The 16,377-nt window shown below is 58.7% G+C and carries 13 protein-coding genes; 7 read left to right on the plus strand and 6 right to left on the minus strand.

Features of this window, described 5'->3' with window-relative positions; translation table 11 throughout:
- The first annotated feature begins 25 nt into the window (after positions 1-25).
- Together hutI and hutG are read left to right on the plus strand one after the other, a co-directional pair.
- Positions 26-1,333 carry an imidazolonepropionase gene (gene hutI / locus AC50YL_RS25605; protein ID WP_494836017.1) on the plus strand — a complete coding sequence of 436 codons (1,308 nt, stop codon included), beginning with the start codon at positions 26-28 and terminating at the stop codon, positions 1,331-1,333.
- Positions 1,330-2,298 (plus strand): formimidoylglutamase, encoded by a 969-nt coding sequence (gene hutG / locus AC50YL_RS25610; RefSeq protein ID WP_494835701.1) that lies wholly within the window; start codon positions 1,330-1,332, stop codon positions 2,296-2,298. The genes hutI and hutG overlap by 4 nt, the downstream gene beginning before the upstream one ends.
- A gap of 161 nt (positions 2,299-2,459) precedes the next feature.
- Here the strand turns inward: hutG and AC50YL_RS25615 are convergent, their stop codons facing one another.
- The 3 genes from AC50YL_RS25615 to AC50YL_RS25625 form a co-directional block, all read right to left on the minus strand.
- On the minus strand, positions 2,460-2,966 hold the full coding sequence (locus AC50YL_RS25615) for a tetratricopeptide repeat protein (RefSeq protein ID WP_494835702.1): 507 nt from the start codon (positions 2,964-2,966) through the stop codon (positions 2,460-2,462).
- A gap of 216 nt (positions 2,967-3,182) precedes the next feature.
- Positions 3,183-3,713 carry a stalk domain-containing protein gene (locus AC50YL_RS25620; protein ID WP_494835704.1) on the minus strand — a complete coding sequence of 177 codons (531 nt, stop codon included), beginning with the start codon at positions 3,711-3,713 and terminating at the stop codon, positions 3,183-3,185.
- A gap of 648 nt (positions 3,714-4,361) precedes the next feature.
- On the minus strand, positions 4,362-5,255 hold the full coding sequence (locus tag AC50YL_RS25625; protein WP_494835705.1) for a phosphotransferase enzyme family protein: 894 nt from the start codon (positions 5,253-5,255) through the stop codon (positions 4,362-4,364).
- Positions 5,256-5,520: 265 nt separating this feature from the next.
- On the opposite strand from AC50YL_RS25625, the gene AC50YL_RS25630 reads away from it, so the two are divergent.
- Positions 5,521-6,159, plus strand: a complete 639-nt coding sequence (locus AC50YL_RS25630; RefSeq protein WP_494835706.1) for a hypothetical protein — start codon at positions 5,521-5,523, stop codon at positions 6,157-6,159.
- Between the two features lie 117 nt (positions 6,160-6,276).
- On the opposite strand, the gene AC50YL_RS25635 is transcribed toward AC50YL_RS25630, so the two are convergent.
- On the minus strand, positions 6,277-7,734 hold the full coding sequence (locus tag AC50YL_RS25635) for an MDR family MFS transporter (RefSeq protein WP_494835707.1): 1,458 nt from the start codon (positions 7,732-7,734) through the stop codon (positions 6,277-6,279).
- A gap of 138 nt (positions 7,735-7,872) precedes the next feature.
- On the opposite strand from AC50YL_RS25635, the gene AC50YL_RS25640 reads away from it, so the two are divergent.
- Positions 7,873-8,421, plus strand: a complete 549-nt coding sequence (locus tag AC50YL_RS25640; protein ID WP_494835708.1) for a PadR family transcriptional regulator — start codon at positions 7,873-7,875, stop codon at positions 8,419-8,421.
- Between the two features lie 216 nt (positions 8,422-8,637).
- On the opposite strand, the gene pepT is transcribed toward AC50YL_RS25640, so the two are convergent.
- The gene (pepT, locus tag AC50YL_RS25645; RefSeq protein WP_494835710.1) at positions 8,638-9,876 is read right to left on the minus strand and encodes a peptidase T; all 1,239 of its coding nucleotides are present in this window, start codon (positions 9,874-9,876) and stop codon (positions 8,638-8,640) included.
- Between the two features lie 364 nt (positions 9,877-10,240).
- Here pepT and AC50YL_RS25650 point away from each other — a divergent pair, with 364 nt between their 5' ends.
- From AC50YL_RS25650 to AC50YL_RS25660, 3 genes are all read left to right on the plus strand, one after another.
- Entirely contained in the window at positions 10,241-11,974 is a 1,734-nt protein-coding gene (locus AC50YL_RS25650) for an ABC transporter ATP-binding protein (RefSeq protein ID WP_494835711.1), read from the plus strand.
- Positions 11,975-12,026: 52 nt separating this feature from the next.
- Positions 12,027-13,844, plus strand: a complete 1,818-nt coding sequence (locus tag AC50YL_RS25655; RefSeq protein ID WP_494836018.1) for an ABC transporter ATP-binding protein — start codon at positions 12,027-12,029, stop codon at positions 13,842-13,844.
- Positions 13,845-14,115: 271 nt separating this feature from the next.
- The gene (locus AC50YL_RS25660; RefSeq protein ID WP_494835713.1) at positions 14,116-14,709 is read left to right on the plus strand and encodes an HD domain-containing protein; all 594 of its coding nucleotides are present in this window, start codon (positions 14,116-14,118) and stop codon (positions 14,707-14,709) included.
- A gap of 123 nt (positions 14,710-14,832) precedes the next feature.
- Here AC50YL_RS25660 and AC50YL_RS25665 read toward each other — a convergent pair whose 3' ends face one another.
- Positions 14,833-16,239 carry an MFS transporter gene (locus AC50YL_RS25665; RefSeq protein WP_494835714.1) on the minus strand — a complete coding sequence of 469 codons (1,407 nt, stop codon included), beginning with the start codon at positions 16,237-16,239 and terminating at the stop codon, positions 14,833-14,835.
- Positions 16,240-16,377 lie beyond the last annotated feature (138 nt).

The following is a 16,377-nucleotide window of genomic DNA, read 5'->3' on the forward strand; positions in this document are numbered from 1 at the left end:
TCGCAAAAAACTTTAGAAGGTGACGATCATCGAACGAATCGATCTGCTGTTGACGGGAATCGGCCGCTTGGTTACCCCTGTCGGGAACACGCCTCGTTATGGGGCGGAGATGAAGGAGATCCGGGAGATTCCGCATGCCGCGATCGCCATCCGGGGCGGCCGCATTGCGGTCGCGGGCCCTGAAGCGGACGTGCTGAAGGAGCTGGAAGGCGTGGATATCGCGGAGACGCGCGATGCCGGCGGCTGCCTGGTCACGCCCGGCCTCGTCGATCCGCACACGCATCTGGTGCATGGCGGATCGCGCGAGCACGAGCTGGCGCTCAAGCGTTCCGGCGTCCCTTATTTGGATATATTGGCGCAGGGCGGCGGCATTCTGAGCACCGTTCAAGCGACCCGCGCATCAAGCGAACAGGAGCTGTACGAGAAGGCATACCGGAGTCTTGATACCATGCTGCTGCAAGGCGTGACGACGGCGGAAGCGAAAAGCGGCTACGGCCTTTCGCTCGAAGAGGAGCTGAAGCAGCTCCGCGCGGCGAAACGGCTGAACGACGCGCATCCCGTCGACGTGGTCTCGACGTTCATGGGCGCGCATGCCGTGCCGCCCGAGTACCGGGGGCAGTCGGACGCATACGCGGACCTCGTCTGCGAGATGCTCGCCGAAGTGGCGATGCAAGGGATCGCCGAGTTTTGCGACGTGTTTTGCGAACACGGCGTCTTTACCGTCGAGCAGTCGCGCCGCATCCTGCTTGCAGGCCAGCGGCATGGTTTGCGCTCCAAAATCCATGCCGACGAGATTCAATCGCTCGGCGGTACCGAGTTGGCGGGGGAGCTCCGGGCAATCTCCGCAGAGCATCTTCTGGCCGCATCGGATGAAGGGCTGCGCATGCTCGCGGCGAACGGCGTCATCCCGGTGCTTTTGCCGGGGACTTCGTTTAACCTCGGGCTGAACCGTCATGCCCGCGCGCGGGAGATGATCGATCGCTTCAACCTGCCCGTGTCCTTGTCGACGGATTACAATCCCGGCTCCTGTCCCACCGAATCCATGCAGCTGGTGATCATGCTGGCTTCGCTGAATTTGAAAATGACGCCGGAAGAAATTCTGACGGCCTGCACGATCAATGCGGCATGCGCGATCGGACGCGGCGACCGGATCGGTTCGATCGAAGCGGGGAAACGCGCGGATCTGGCGCTGTTCGATGCCCCGAATCTTGCTTATCTGCCGTACCATTTCGGCATTAACCATACGTTCGGCGTGATCAAGAACGGGAACGTCGCCGTATGGAACCGGCAAATCGCCAAGCCGCGGGCCAACGGGGAGGAGACGATGCAATGAGCGGGGAGATGCCTTATCTGAAAACGCCCGAAGAGGCTGCGTTCCGGGACCATCTGGAGACGAAGGTCGCGGATTGGATCCGCCGATGGGACGGCGCGGAGCCGCTGCTGGCGGGGATCGTCGGCGTTCCGCTTTCCAAGCCGTCGATCTCGATCTCGAGCGCTTCGACCTCGCCGGCGGCGATACGCGCCGCGTTCAAGTCGTTCACGACCTACTCCATGGAATACGGCGTCGATCTGCAGGACATGGCCGTTCGCGATCTCGGCGACATCCGGATGCATGCGACGGACATCGCGGAATGCCACCGGCGCATCGAGGAGAGCTTGCGCGCGCTGTATGCGTCGCAGCCGAAGCTCGTGCCGATCGTCATCGGCGGCGACCATTCGATCACCTGCCCGTCGGTCAAAGCCTTCGCCGGGCGTTACCCCGGCCGGAAAATCGGGATTGTCCACTTTGACGCGCACCATGACGTGCGCAATTTCGAAGACGGCGGCGTGACCAACGGCACGCCGTTCCGGGGCATCTTGGAATCCGGCGCCGTGGATGGCCGGCATATCGCGCAGATCGGCATCCGCGGGTTCATGAACGCGAAGCCCTATCACGATTACGTGGTTGGCAAGGGCGTTCAAGTCTTCACATCGCGCGACGTGAGGCGCATGGGCATCGATCCGATCCTCGATCGGGCGCTTGCGCTTGCCGGAGACGGAACGGACGCCGTCTATGTCAGCTTCGACGTGGACGTCATCGACCAGGCTTTCGCGCCGGGCTGTCCGGCTATCGGGACGGGGGGCATGAATCCGTGGGACGCGCTCGATGCGCTGTACCGTTTGGGCGCTTCGCCGCTGGTGAAGGGGATCGATTTCGTTTGCATCGACCCGTCCGTGGACGTGCGCAACGCGACCTCCCGTCTTGCGGTACAGTTCATGCTCAGCTTTCTGGCGGGGATGGCAAGCCGGCCGGAATGAGCGTCGGGTAGCGGGGTGCCATGCGATGCCGGGGAGGCGCCTATTTTACCGCAGGGACGACATCGTACATGACGGGGAGGGGGGACCGGCGTGCCGGCAGTCGTGCCGACGAATGCGCGGAACGCCGGCAGCGGGTTTCGATTCGGCCGCAGTGCGCTTTGCTACTCCGCCGTCTCGTCCAGATCCTCATTGTACGCCGATATACCGCGTTTAAAGTAATGAAGTTTTTCGTCCATGGTGGTCTCCATCAAATTCGTAATCAGCAGTTGGACGCTTTCCTTGTAGTGCTGGACGTTGTAAAGCGCCATGGCGAGAAACACTTGTATCGCCCGGTTCTCCGGAAATTCCGCCATGCCTTTGCGCAGCGTCTCGACCGCTTCATGATACTGTCCCCAATAGCGGTACGTGCTCCCCAGACCCATCAGGCATCTCTCGCGATCGGGACCCGACAAGCCCAGCTCGAGCGCCCGTTCATAATAGGGTATCGCTTCGCTTCCCAGGCCGGAATTGTCATGGGCGATACCGGTTTGGTAGCGAATCTCCGCATCGTCCGGGTATTCGGCAAGCAAGGCGATCAGTTGCCCGCGAACCTCGCTTAAGATCGCTTGATCCTGCTTGGCCCGTCCTTCTTCGCGCCGTTCGATCAACGGTCTCAATTCGTCTCTCATTATCGTTCTCCACTCCCGGATAGAATTGTTGCAGCTCAGACTAGTTTATCATAGCTTGGCGATTGCTTGGTTTGCGCATATCGGCATAGGCTGGGCTGCCTATTGGCAGTCTGTTTGGCAAGCCACTTCGAACCTGACTGTTAGGCGAACAGGCCGCCGATATTACCGGCGGCCTGTTCGTTCTGCTATCGTTTCCGGTTACTTGAATGATACTTTTTAGTTAAACATTATGAATACATGTTCAGTAGAATCTTTTCCGCCATATAGGCTATCGATATAAGATATTCCAAGGAAGCTTAGTTTTTGAGCCCATGCACGTTCTTCTGAACTTATTTCATAATTACCATACCGATCGAATATTTGATTAAGATAGACCATATCTAGATAAGTTCTACCATCTTTAAATGTAAACCATTTCTTAGGCCACACGACTTTATTCTCTGAACCGGTTACGTCTTTCGCACTAAACACAAGCTCTTTCCCATCTCTAACGACTGCAACGGTTTTTGTTTTATTATTCCACGTAATCTGATCCGATGTTCTTTCGAATATAAATCGGACCGGAACCGAATTGTTTTTATAGGTTTTTGCTGTATTTGTCTTCTTATAATTAACCGTAACCTCCGTTGGACGATTTGCTTCGAATTTTTCTTGCGCCTTCTGTTCGAGACTATCTGGACCGGCAAAAGCAGAATTCGTACAAACCGCGCCTAAGACAACTACAACCGCTCCTGTTTTTAATCTCAACTCCCTCACCTCATATGTGGATACGAGTTTCATAAAGCGGAAGTTGCGAATGCCGAATCGAATCTCGGAGGAAGCCAAAAATAATTACAACACGGCATGCGAAGGATTTTTCGCGATCCCGAGGGCAATCTGGCTAACCTCTTCGCGACAGCGGCTCCGGCTATATAGACCTGAATGCCGGATTTTGGTCCTGCTTCACCAATTCAGCATGACTTGGTTGAATACCATGGAGTTTTTTGAAATAGGATAGCGCGTCGCTTGGGGTCTTAATGGTTGGTCCGTAGATGATTTTGTTGTTAAAACGCCCATTAATCTTGAACCATACACGAAAATGCAAATAGTTCTCCATGCCTCTTCCCCCAGTCTTATAAACGATCAAGAACAGTATATAGCAAGCACGCTGAATATAATGTCAAAACCTGACATCTAATAAAGTCATAGCATGGGACTATTTGCGGCTTTTGTATGTTTATTCATGGAAGGATAAGTTGCAATCGACTATCGCGCCTTTTAGCATAACGACGGCAGCCGCTCGTTCTGAGGCCGACTGCCGTCGTGTCATACCGGTGGGTAGAGATACTCCTGCGAATGTTCATTGGCGTTTATCAACTTCGTCGTTTTCCGTATCGTCTTTTATTTTTAAGAGGTTTAGTACGGGTAGCCGGGGTAGGACGTCTTTCCCATCAAAGGAGAGCGTTGCATGAGTTTCTTGATTATCCATCCGTCGTCTTGCGTTCCCTCCGCCATGTGCTGACACGCATTCTCTATAAGTCCAGCCCACCACAATGGTGTAAGAAGCTCCCATTCTTCAGGATCAAGCGGTGACACTTCATGGTACCCATATACAACTTCGTCATACTTACCACGCCATGAGAGAGCGAACTCCCCGATTCGATGATCCCAATGCGCGAGTTCGAAATCAAGTATCCCTGAAAGCTTACCCTCTTGGAAGCGTAAGTTCCATGGTGTAAAATCACCATGTATGACGATGCCGCTTTTATGCCGAAGCTGTAGACCCTCTACCCGTTCGCGTGCTCGGTTAAGGTGCCATCGCAAAATACGTACTTCATCCGACCTCTCTCTTTCGTTTTCAGTTAACAATCGGTCTATTGTCGGATCATCGAGGATCTCTTCACAGCGCCGCCACTGTTTACGTTGCCCGAATCCATCAAGCTTCGATAAATCGGCATGGAATTGAGCCATTAGTCGTCCGCGCGCTCGTTGTTCCGCTATAGGATCATCGAGTGAGGGCGGATCGCCTTGAAGATATGGAAAAAGGCTCCAGACCTTCCCTCCCAACACTATAGGTCCTTCGATGACAGGAGCAACCGGATACCCAAGCGCAGCGATACTTTTTAGCAGCCGCACCTCATATTCGATGTCATCAGCATCCTTAGACCAAAGACGTAATACAAGCGGTTCACCCCTGCATTTTACAAGCCAATGTTGATTAATCCTTCCGCCTAGCGAAGTAATCACTCGGGAACCGAAATGTTCCAACACCTCGTCACTCGGAAAATGAATTGAACTATGATCGGACAAAAATTCATTCCTCCCATCTGAATTTCTGCTGGTTGGGACGTTCCCGGATCGCATGCGACAGCGTGGAAGACTAGAAGGTTAAGGGTTACCGGTGATGTGATGAATCCAGTCATTGGCGCGGGCTTGGGCCACGTCCTCCTCATTATATTCCATTTCCAAACACCTATTAAAGAACGTATGCGGATCGCATACAGTGCTCGCCCGAGCATTAGTCCGCATCCCTATAGGAGGGAAGTTTGCAACTCTTCGGAACCGGAGGTCATGGATGAACCATATCAGAGGCATTATACTAGAGGGGTATTCGCATGCCGGCAAAACGTCCGTGCTAAAGGCGTTGAAGCTGCTCCACGCGCAAGAGAAATCGGCGGAACGAAGCGTCGTCGTTCTGAGCGAGCATTATTCCCAGGTGTTGAACAACGTTCGGGGCGAATTGCAACGTTTGCATCGCGACGACCACCTTCGGCTGCTGAAGGAACGGGTTAGCATGCTGCGGCAACTGAACGATTGGGCGGCCTATCTGGGGCCGGATGCGTCGCGTGCGTCGCGAGGGCTCTTTTTTATCCTGGAAAGGTTTCATTTGAATCATCGAACCGCATATCCGGACGAGCCTACGCAAGAAATCGAATCGCTTGAAAGCGAATTGCTTCGCCTGGGGGCGCACTGCGTGCTGTTAACGGTCTCTTCCGAAACGATAGCGCAACGAATGCAAAGCCGGACGCCCGAAGAGTGGAAGAACAAAACGGAAGAAGAGATCGGCAAGTCGGCGGCCGAATTCAGGCAAACCCAAGCCGAACTTCGCGAACAAGCTCGCTTATCGATCGTGCCGACCGTTGAAATCAATACGGATGCGAAGGATTGGACCGCATACGCCAACCAAATAACGGCGTTGTCGGGCATGCAATAGAATCGCATTTACGAGGCCCTCCAGATCAGCCGATGTTCAAAAGCATACAGGCAGCCGATTAGAAAATCGGCTGCCTGTATGCGTTTTTGAAAGGACTTGAAGATAGGCAATTAACATTCAAGACTCGAGCGCGACCTTTCGCGGCGATACCGCCCTGCGCTTCTTTTGCCGGATGAAGAAACTGAACGGCAGCGCGACGAGCCCGATTATAGTCGCGATCAAGTAAACGTCGTCGATGCTCATCGTATAGGCCAGCCCGGGAATTTGCAGCTTGTCGGCCTTCCCGCCGGCGGCAAGCGCGGACGCGTGTTTGCCGGATTGGGAGGCGAGCAGCGAGGTGAACAGGGCAATCGCGAACGAGGAGCAGACGTTGCGCAGCCAGTTCGAGATGCTGGAGGCATGTCCGCTGAGCTCCGGCGGAATTTCCTCCATGCCGGCATTGCTTGCGGGCATGATCAGCAGCGCGACGCCGACGTTGCGCACGCACATCCAGAGGAGAATGTAGCCGTGCGAGATGTCGACGCTGAGCCAGCTGAGCGGGAAGCTGCCGATCGCGAGCAACAGGGTCCCGGCGATCAGCAGCGTCCGCGGTCCGATGCCGGCGTACAGCTTGCCGATGAACATCGTAATGAACGCCATCACGAGCGAGGCCGGGAGCAAGACGAGGCCGGCATCGAGCGGCGAGACCTGCTGCACGTTCTGCAGGAAGATCGGCGTCAGCAGCGTGCCGGAGTAGAGGCTGATCGCCGTGATGCATAAGATCACCGACGTCAGCGTGAACCGCGCGTTCTTCAATACGCGCAGATCGAGCAGCGGCGCATCCGTCGTCAGCTCGCGCCAGATGAACAGGATCAGGAACAACAGCCCCCCGCCGAGCAGCAGCAGCGTTTTCCACGAGCCCCATCCCCACGCATTGCCCTGGGACAGCGACACGAGCAAGGAGGAACTGCTGATCACGACCGTGATCAGGCCGGGTAGATCAAGCTTCTTGGGTACGTTCATGCGGTAATACGGAATGAAGATGGCGACCATGGCCAAGGCCAGCAAGCCGAACGGAAGATTGAACCAGAACAGCCACTGCCAGGAGAAATGCTGGAGCATCCAGCCGGCGAACGTCGGGCCGATGGCCGGCGCGAACATCGTTGCCGCCGCCCAGAGGCTCATGGCGATCGGCTGCTTATCCTTAGGGACGATCTGATAGATAATGGACATGGCGGTCGGGATAATCACGCCGCAGAAAGCGCCTTGCAAGATGCGAAACGCGATGAGCATCGTAGCGTTCGTCGACAGCGCGCAGAATACGGAGGCCACCATCATCCCCGCAAGCGCGGTCATGAATAAGCGTTTGTAGCTGAACCGCTCGCCGAAATACCCCGTTACCGGCGCGAAAGTTCCCATCGCCAGCATGAATCCGGTCAACGTCCATTGGACGACGCTGAGCTCGGCCGTGAATTCCTTCTGCAGGACGGGGATGACGATATTGATCGTGCTGACGTTGAGAACGGATATGAAGCTGCCGAAAAATATGGCGATGATGACGGGTACGACCTTGATGTCTTTTCCTGATAGTTGCATGGAATGCGCCTCTCATCCTTGATAGTATGTTGATATTCACATATAATGAACTCAGGCACCATCATAACTCGCTAATCAAGGTATGTCAATATCAACATAGGATGTATTTCTAAACTTACGGTAAAGGGATTGAAACGAATGAATACATTGTCGTACGGCCTGCTGAGCGCGATCTCGATCGAATCCTGTTCCGGCTACGATCTCATCGAGCGCATGAAGCTGTTTTGGAAAGCCGACCACAGTCAGATCTATCCGATTCTAGGCAAGCTCGAATCGCAGGGCTATGTCCGGTTCGAATCGGTCAAACAGGTCAACAAGCCGGATAAAAAAGTGTATTTCGTGACCGACAGCGGGCTCGAGGTGTTGAAGAAGTGGATGGCCGAGCCTACTTCCGAGCCGGTGATCCGCGACGAATTCGCGCTGAAGATGCACAGCATCAGCATGTTCGACGAAGAGCAGACCATCGCGTTGCTGAAGGAAAGACGGATGCTGTACGAGCAGAGGCTGGCGGATCTGGAAGCCAGGAACGAACGGCTTAGGCTGAAGCGCGAAGCGCACGGAGAGGACGAAAGCGGAATACCGTTGCAATTCCTTGGCCCTTTCTTCCTGCTCGAGCGGGAGATTCTGAACGCGAAAACCGAGCTGAAGTGGTGCGATTGGGCGCTCGATCATCTCGGTACGCGATGAGCGTAACGGCGTTCGTGGCTGCGGTCGCGGCAGGTTCGCCATGTCCGCCTTCGCCCCGCGCCGCTCGGCAAGAACGGGACGTGCGGCCGAACGGCCAAGCCCGGACAGGTCGATACAAGAAAAGCTGCCGATTCGCATCGGCAGCTTTTCTTGTTGAAGCAATATAGAGCAGTATAGCGCAATATAGAGCAGTATAGAGTCGACGCGCGGGAAACGTTAACGCCCGCGCTGCTCGATCAGCTTCACGATCTCGATGATGACTTCCGTCGCCTTCTGCATCGTCTCGAGCGAGACGAATTCGAATTTGCCGTGAAAATTCTCGCCGCCGGCGAAAATGTTCGGGGTCGGCAAGCCCATGTACGACAGCTGGGAGCCGTCCGTACCGCCGCGGATCGGCTTGACGATCGGCGCGATGCCGAGATTCGTCATCGCTTCGTGGGCGAGATCGACGATGTATTTGACCGGTTCGATTTTCTCGCCCATGTTGTAATACTGGTCCTTCAGCTCCAGCAGGATGCGCTCTTCGCCGTACGTTTGACGGAATTCGGCCACGATCGATTCGACGGTCGCTTTGCGGTGCGCGAAGTTTTCTTTGTCATGGTCGCGGATGATGTAGACCAGCTTCGTCAGCTCCGTATTGCCTTGCATCGAGATCAGGTGATAGAACCCTTCGTAGCCCGAGGTGAACTCTGGCGCTTCGCCGGCCGGCAACCGGTTGTGCAGCGCCATCGCGATTTTGCCGGAATGGATCATTTTGCCTTTGGCGGTGCCGGGATGGACGTTCACGCCCTTGACCGTGATGACCGCTTGGGCGGCGTTGAAGCTCTCGTATTCCAGTTCGCCGAGCGGGCCGCCGTCCATCGTGTAGGCGAAGTCCGCGCCGAAGCCCGGGACGTCGAATTTGTGCGCGCCGCGCCCGATCTCTTCGTCGGGGGTGAAGGCGACGCGGATGCGGCCGTGCTTGATCTCGGGATGCTTCACGAGGTAGGCCATGGCCGTGACGATCTCGGTTATGCCCGCCTTGTCGTCGGCGCCGAGCAGCGTCGTGCCGTCCGTGGTGACGAGCGTTTGGCCTTTATAGCCGGTCAGCTCCGGGAATTCGCGCGGCGAGAGGACGATATTCAGCTCGCGGTTCAGCACGATATCCCCGCCGTCGTAGTGCTCCACGACCTGGCGTTTGACGCCGTCGCCCGTGAAATCGGTCGCGGTGTCCATGTGGGAGATGAAGCCGATCGTCGGCACGTCCGCGCGGTCCGTGTTCGCCGGCAGCGTCGCCATGACGTAGCCGTTCTCGTCCAGCGCGACGTCCGTCAGGCCGATTTCCTTCAGCTCGCGCTCGAGCAGACGGGCCAGATTCCATTGTCCTTCCGTGGACGGGCAGGTATCGCTCTCGTCGTCGGACTGCGTGTGGATTTCTATGTAGGAGGTAAATCGGCGTAAAAGCTCTTCTTTCATAACGGCACGCTCCTTGCGTTTATATTTCCATTCCTATCGTACCACAAGTTATAATGAGAAGTATAAGAGCGGAAACGGAGCCGGACGGGTGACGGCAATCAATCGATCGGCAGGCATTATCGGCGGGGCATCGGCGGTCTCTTTGCCGCGGCTTTGCCCGTCGTGCGATCGCCAAACAGAGCGGCGTTCGGGGGCCGGCCGCTGCCGCCGTTTTCCGCCCGAGGGGAAATCGCCGCTTTGCCATGCCGGGGATGCCGGTATACCGGACCCGGGCACGTTGTCCGCCGTCCTGAGCGGCCATAGTGCCGCACGCGCGTTTTCGAGAACAGGCAAGTCTATTTGAATTCGGCAAGGAGTCCTGAAATTGAGTTATCTGAAGCCTTATTTTCGTCGGTTCGGCAAGCCTTTCACGGCTGCGCTCTTGTTTCTGACGCTGGAAGCGCTTTGCGATCTCCTTCAGCCCACGCTTATGTCGCGCATCATCGACGTCGGGGTCGCGAACAAGGATTTGAATTACGTCGTCCGTTTCGGCGGGTACATGCTGCTCGTGACCGCCGTCGGGGCGGTGGGCGCTACGCTGCGCAACGTGATCTCGAGCCACGTGTCGCTGAATTTCGGAACCCGGCTGCGCTCGGATCTCTTCGGCAAGATCCAGACGCTGAGCGCGGGCAGCATCGACAAGTTCGACCGCGCGTCCCTGGTCACCCGCCTGACCAACGACGTGACGCAGATGCAAAACTTCACGAACGGCCTCATGCGCATTTTCGTCAAATCGCCGCTGATCTGCCTCGGCAGCCTGATCATGGCGATCCGCCTCAACCCGCCGCTCTCGGTCGTGCTTGCCGTCGTCGTGCCGATGGTGGCCGTGCTGATCTTCCTCAACATGCGGATCGGCTTCCCGCTGTTCGCGAGGGTCCAGAAATCGCTCGATCGCTTGAACGGCGTGTCGCGCGAATATCTTTCGGGGGTCCGCGTCGTCAAAGCGTTCAACCGGTTCGACTACGAGACGGACAAATTCGACGGCGTGAACCGCTCGTACCAGGCGATCTCGTCCCGCGCCATGCGGATGATGTCCGTCTTCAGTCCCGGCATCATGCTGACGGTCAATTTCGGCATCGCCGTCGTGATTTGGCTCGGAGGCCAGCGGGTCGACCAAGGGCATATGCAGGTCGGGCACATCATCGCCTTCATCAACTACATGACGCAAATTTTGTTTTCGCTGCTGATGATTTCCAACGTCTTCAACCTGTTCGTGCGGGCGAAAGCATCCTCCGAACGGATCGGCGAGGTGTTCGCGGAGCAGGATACGATGGCTTGGAGCGGCAAGGCGGCTAATCCGCCGGCGTCCGCCGCGGGCAGCATCGCGTTCAAGGACGTATCGTTCGCGTACGGCGGAACGGATGCCGTGCTGCGCGACGTCACGCTGAGCTGCCGGTCCGGCGAGACCGTGGGCATCATCGGTTCCACCGGATCGGGGAAAAGCACGCTCGTCAACTTGATTCCGCGGTTCTATGATGCGACTGCCGGCACCGTGGAGGTCGACGGCGCGGATGTCCGCGACGTCGAGCCGAACCGGCTTCGGGAGCGGATCGCGATCGTGCCGCAGAAGACCGTGCTGTTCACCGGCACGATCCGCGAGAACCTGCTGTGGGGCAAGGAAAACGCCACCGAGGAGGAGATGATCCGGGCGGCCAAGATGGCGCAGGCCCACGACTTCATCGAGGCGTGCCCGGAGGGTTACGACACCAAGCTCGGGCAGGGCGGGGTCAATCTCTCGGGCGGCCAGAAACAGCGGCTGTCCATCGCCAGGGCGCTCGTGCGGCAGCCGGCGATTCTCATCCTGGACGATTGCACGAGCGCGGTTGACGCCGCGACCGAGACGCGCATCAAGGCGGCGCTGCGCGAATACGCGCAAGGCTTGACCTGCCTGCTGATCGCGCAGCGCATGACGTCGGTCATGGACGCCGACCGGATCGTCGTGCTCGACAACGGGGAAATCGTCGGTTCGGGCAAGCACGACGAGCTGATGCGCGATTGCCGGACCTACCAGGAAATCTATCGGTCGCAGACCGGCAAGGAGGCGCAGGCCAATGTCTGAGGGCAGCGAGAAGAAGGAAGCTCCGGGCAGCGGGGCGGCTCCGGCCCGGCCGATGCCGGCGCCGATGGGCATGGCCGGCCGGGGAGGTCGGGGAGGCCCGATCGTCAAGCCCAAAAACCTGAAGGCGACGCTCAAGCGTCTGTGGTCGTATTTCGGCAACGAACGCAAGCTGCTCGCGATCATTTTCCTGATCGTGCTGGTCGATTCGGTCATCCTGCTTGCTGCGCCTTATCTGATCGGCGTGGCGATCGACGCCATGACGGGCGCGGGCGAAGGCGGCGTGGATTTCGGCTCGCTCGAGATCGCCCTGCTCGCGATGGTCGCGTCCTATATCGCCGACGGGGGCTTGACGTTCCTGCAGGGCTGGCTGATGGCGGGCGCCTCGCAGCGCATCGTCGGCCGGCTGCGGACGTCGCTGTTCGCCAAGCTGCAGAAGCTGCCGATCCGGTTCTTCGACACGCGGACGCACGGCGACCTGATGAGCCGGATGTCCAACGACATCGACAACGTCAGCAACACGGTGGCGCAGTCTGCCGCACAGGTCATGACGGGCTCCATCTCCATCGTCGGCGCGCTCGTCATGATGCTCGTCCTCAGTCCGTGGTTGACGCTCGCTAGCCTGGTCACGGTGCCTGCCGTGTATTGGCTCACGCGCTCGATCGCGCGCGCGACGGGGCCGCTGTTCAAAGAGCAGCAGAACAAGCTCGGCAAGCTGAACGGGCATGTCGAGGAGACGATCTCCGGCATCGAGATCGTCAAGGCGTTCAACCGCGAACAAAAGGCGATCGACGAGTTCGAATCGATCAACGACGAGTTGTGCGAGGTCGGCATCAAGGCGCAGATCCGCTCGGGCTTTCTCATGCCGATCATGAACGTCATCAACAACCTGGGCTTCGCGGCCGTGGCGATCGTCGGCGGCCTGCTCGCGGTCAACGGGCATATTACCGTCGGCGTCATCGCCAGCTTCCTCAGCTATTCCCGGCAGTTCACGCGGCCGCTCATCGACCTCGCGAACCTGTTCAATATCCTGCAATCCGGCGTGGCGGGCGCGGAGCGCGTGTTCGAGGTACTGGACGAGGAGGAAGAGCCGGACGACCAACCCGGCGCCGTCGCGCTCGTCCAGCCGCGCGGCCATGTCGTCTTCGATAACGTCTCGTTCGGCTACCGGCCGGACGTGCCTATCCTGAGCGGCATCAGCTTCGATTCGGCGGAAGGCACGAGCACCGCCTTGATCGGGCCGACGGGGGCGGGCAAGACGACGATCGTCAACCTGCTGACGCGGTTCTACGACGTGACGGGCGGCGCGATCTTCATCGACGGGCGGGACATCCGCGCGTATACGAAGGACAGCCTGCGGCAGGCGTTCGGGATCGTGCTGCAAGACACGTACCTGTTCTCCGGCACGATCCGGGACAACATCAAGTACGGCAAACCGGACGCCACCGACGCGGAGATGGAGCGGGCCGCCTCGCTCGCGAACGCCGCTCCGTTCATCCGGCGGCTTCCGCTGCGGTACGATACGCAGCTGGCGGAGAACGGCGGCAACCTGAGCCAAGGACAGCGCCAGCTGCTCGCCATCGCGCGGGTCATCCTCGCGGATCCGTCCATTCTCATCCTGGACGAGGCGACCAGCAGCATCGATACGCGGACGGAGCTTCATATTCAAGACGCGCTCAAGGGCGTGCTTCAGGGACGGACCAGCTTCGTCATCGCCCATCGGTTGAATACGATCCGGGACGCCGACACGATCATGGTCATCGCGCACGGCAGCATCATGGAGCGCGGTTCGCATGACGAGTTAATGGTTCAACGGGGCACGTATTACGAGATGTTCACGAATCAGTTCGGCGCGGTGCTGGGCAGCGGGTAGCGGGCGGCTGACAGCGGCAGGGGGCGACAATGAACGGCGCCGGCTTCCGCTGCGGCACGAAGAAGACGATCCGCCGGCAACGTGCCGGGGATCGTCTTTTTTCGATCGTCTCCTGCGGGAAGCGGCGTGTTTTAGGTGGCATCCGCAGCGGCTTCGGCGGCGCAAAGCCGATCCGGCTGCGGCGAGGACATAGATCCCGTTTGAAGCCCGCGGCGGATGGTAAGCTAGTAGGAGAAAGCCTCAAACCTAGGTTCGCAAAGGAGTTTATGGAATGGATACCGACCGGATCGGAAAACAAATCGCGTTCGTGCGCGAGATCGACGGATTGAAGCACGTGCTTCGCCAATCGTACCTGATGAACGGCTCCAGGCGCGAGAACGACGCGGAGCATACCTGGCATATCGCCGTGATGGCGCTGCTGCTGCAAGAGCACGCGGCGGAATCGGCGCTCGATATCGGGAAGGTCGTGCATATGCTGCTCATTCACGATGTGGTCGAGATCGACGCCGGCGATACGTTTGCCTACGACGTTCAAGGGCATGCGGATAAATGGGAGCGGGAGACGGCGGCGGCCAAGCGCATCTTCGGGCTTCTGCCGGCGGACCAACAAGCGGCGTGGACGGACCTGTGGCTCGAGTTCGAGGAAGGACGGACGCCCGAAGCGAGATACGCGGCAGCGATGGACCGGCTTCACCCGGTGCTGCACAATTTTTATACCGAGGGCAAAGCCTGGCGGGCGCACGGCGTCCGCGTCGACGCCGTGCGAAAGCGGCTCGCGGTCGTCGCCGAAGCGGCGCCGGCACTGGGGCCGTTCGTCGAAGGGCTGCTGGAGGAAGCGGTGGCCAAAGGGTATCTGCTGCCTTAGCATATATCGGCGCATTAGGCTGCCCGGGGCATGCCCTCCGGACATGCAGAAAGCCGAACGCGGGAAGGATGCGTTCGGCTTTTTGCTGCGTCGCTTCGGTGCCCGCGCTTGGCAGTTCCCGGCTTAAGCCGGTTCGTTCGCGGCTAGCCCGCGGCGCGCGGCTTGGCGGCCGCGAATGGCAAGCACGCTGAGCAGGCTGATCGCGATCATCGCCGCGCCGGCGAACAGGGCCGGCACGATGTGGTCGCCGAAGTCGGCGGGAGACTGTATGGCCGCTCCCGATTGGAAGACCAGCCCGCCGATCGCGATGCCGAACACGCCGCCGAGCTCGCGCATCGCGTTGCTCATGCCGCTCGCTTCGCCCTCGGCCGATTCCGGCACGGAGGAGAGGATGCCGTGCGAGATCGGGGTGAAGCTGAGCCCCATGCCGGCTCCGGCCATCATCATGAACGGCAGCAGGTAGCCGAACGAGAAGTCGACGCCCATATTGAGAATTTCCAGTCCGAAGCCGAGCAGGGCGCCGGTTTGGAGCAGCAGGCCGGCAGTCAGCACGGCCCGGGTGCCGAATTTGCCGACCGCGAGTCCCGCCAGCGGCGCGGCCAGCATGGTGCAGCCGGTCCAGGCCATCTCGCGCACGCCGGCCTCAAGGGCGGAATAACCCTGCGCTTGCTGCAGGAACAGCGTGAGCAGGAAGATGGCGCAGAAGATCCCGGCGTTCATCCAGAAACCGGCGATAACCAGGCTCGTGTACTTCGGGCTGCGGAAGAGCTCGAAACGGATGAACGGCTGCTTGCGGCTGCGTTCCCAGAGGTAGAACAAGCCGAGCAGGACCGCCCCGCCGATCAGAAAGGAGAGGACGGTCGCGGAGCCCCAACCGTCGCCATTGCCGCGTTCGAGTCCGAACACGATGCCGAATAATCCACCGCCGAGCAGCAGGATGCCGAGCGGATCGAACGGCTTGCGCGCGCCCCGCGCTTCCGGGAGCCACCTCATGCCGAAGATGAAAGCGAGAATGCCTACGGGAACGTTGACCCAGAAGATCAGCTGCCAGGGCGCGCCGTTGACGATCAAACCGCCCACCAGAGGACCGATCGACAGGCCGAGCCCCGAAATGCCGGACCAGATGCCGAGCGCCGCCGCCCGCTTATCCGGCGGAAACGCGGAATTGACGAGCGTCAAGCTGAGCGGAACGATCGCGGCGCCGCCGACGCCTTGCAGCGCGCGGGACAGGATGAGCTGGATGGAGCTCTCGCTGATCCCCGATAAGGCGGAGCCGAGCGTGAAGATCACGATGCCGACCAGGAACATGCGCTTGCGGCCGAGGCGTTCCCCGAGCACGCTGAACGGGATGAGCAGCACGGCGAAAGCGAGGGTATACGCGTTCATGAACCATTCGAGGTCGGACAGGCTGGCATGAAAGGATTCCTGAATGGAGGGGAGCGCTACACCGATGACGAGATTGTCGAGCATGGCCATGAATAATGCGGTGCAGGTGACGACGAGCAGTTTAACGCGCGAAGCGGTGAACATGGAACGAAACACTCCTTTTCATTACTTATTTATAGATAAATAAATAAAAGACCGAATGAATGCGGCGATCTATTATTTATTGATAAATAAATGGATGGTCCGATAAAAAGCAACGGGGACTCGCATCCTGCGCTGCCT

Source organism: Paenibacillus sp. J22P277 (assembly GCF_059383675.1).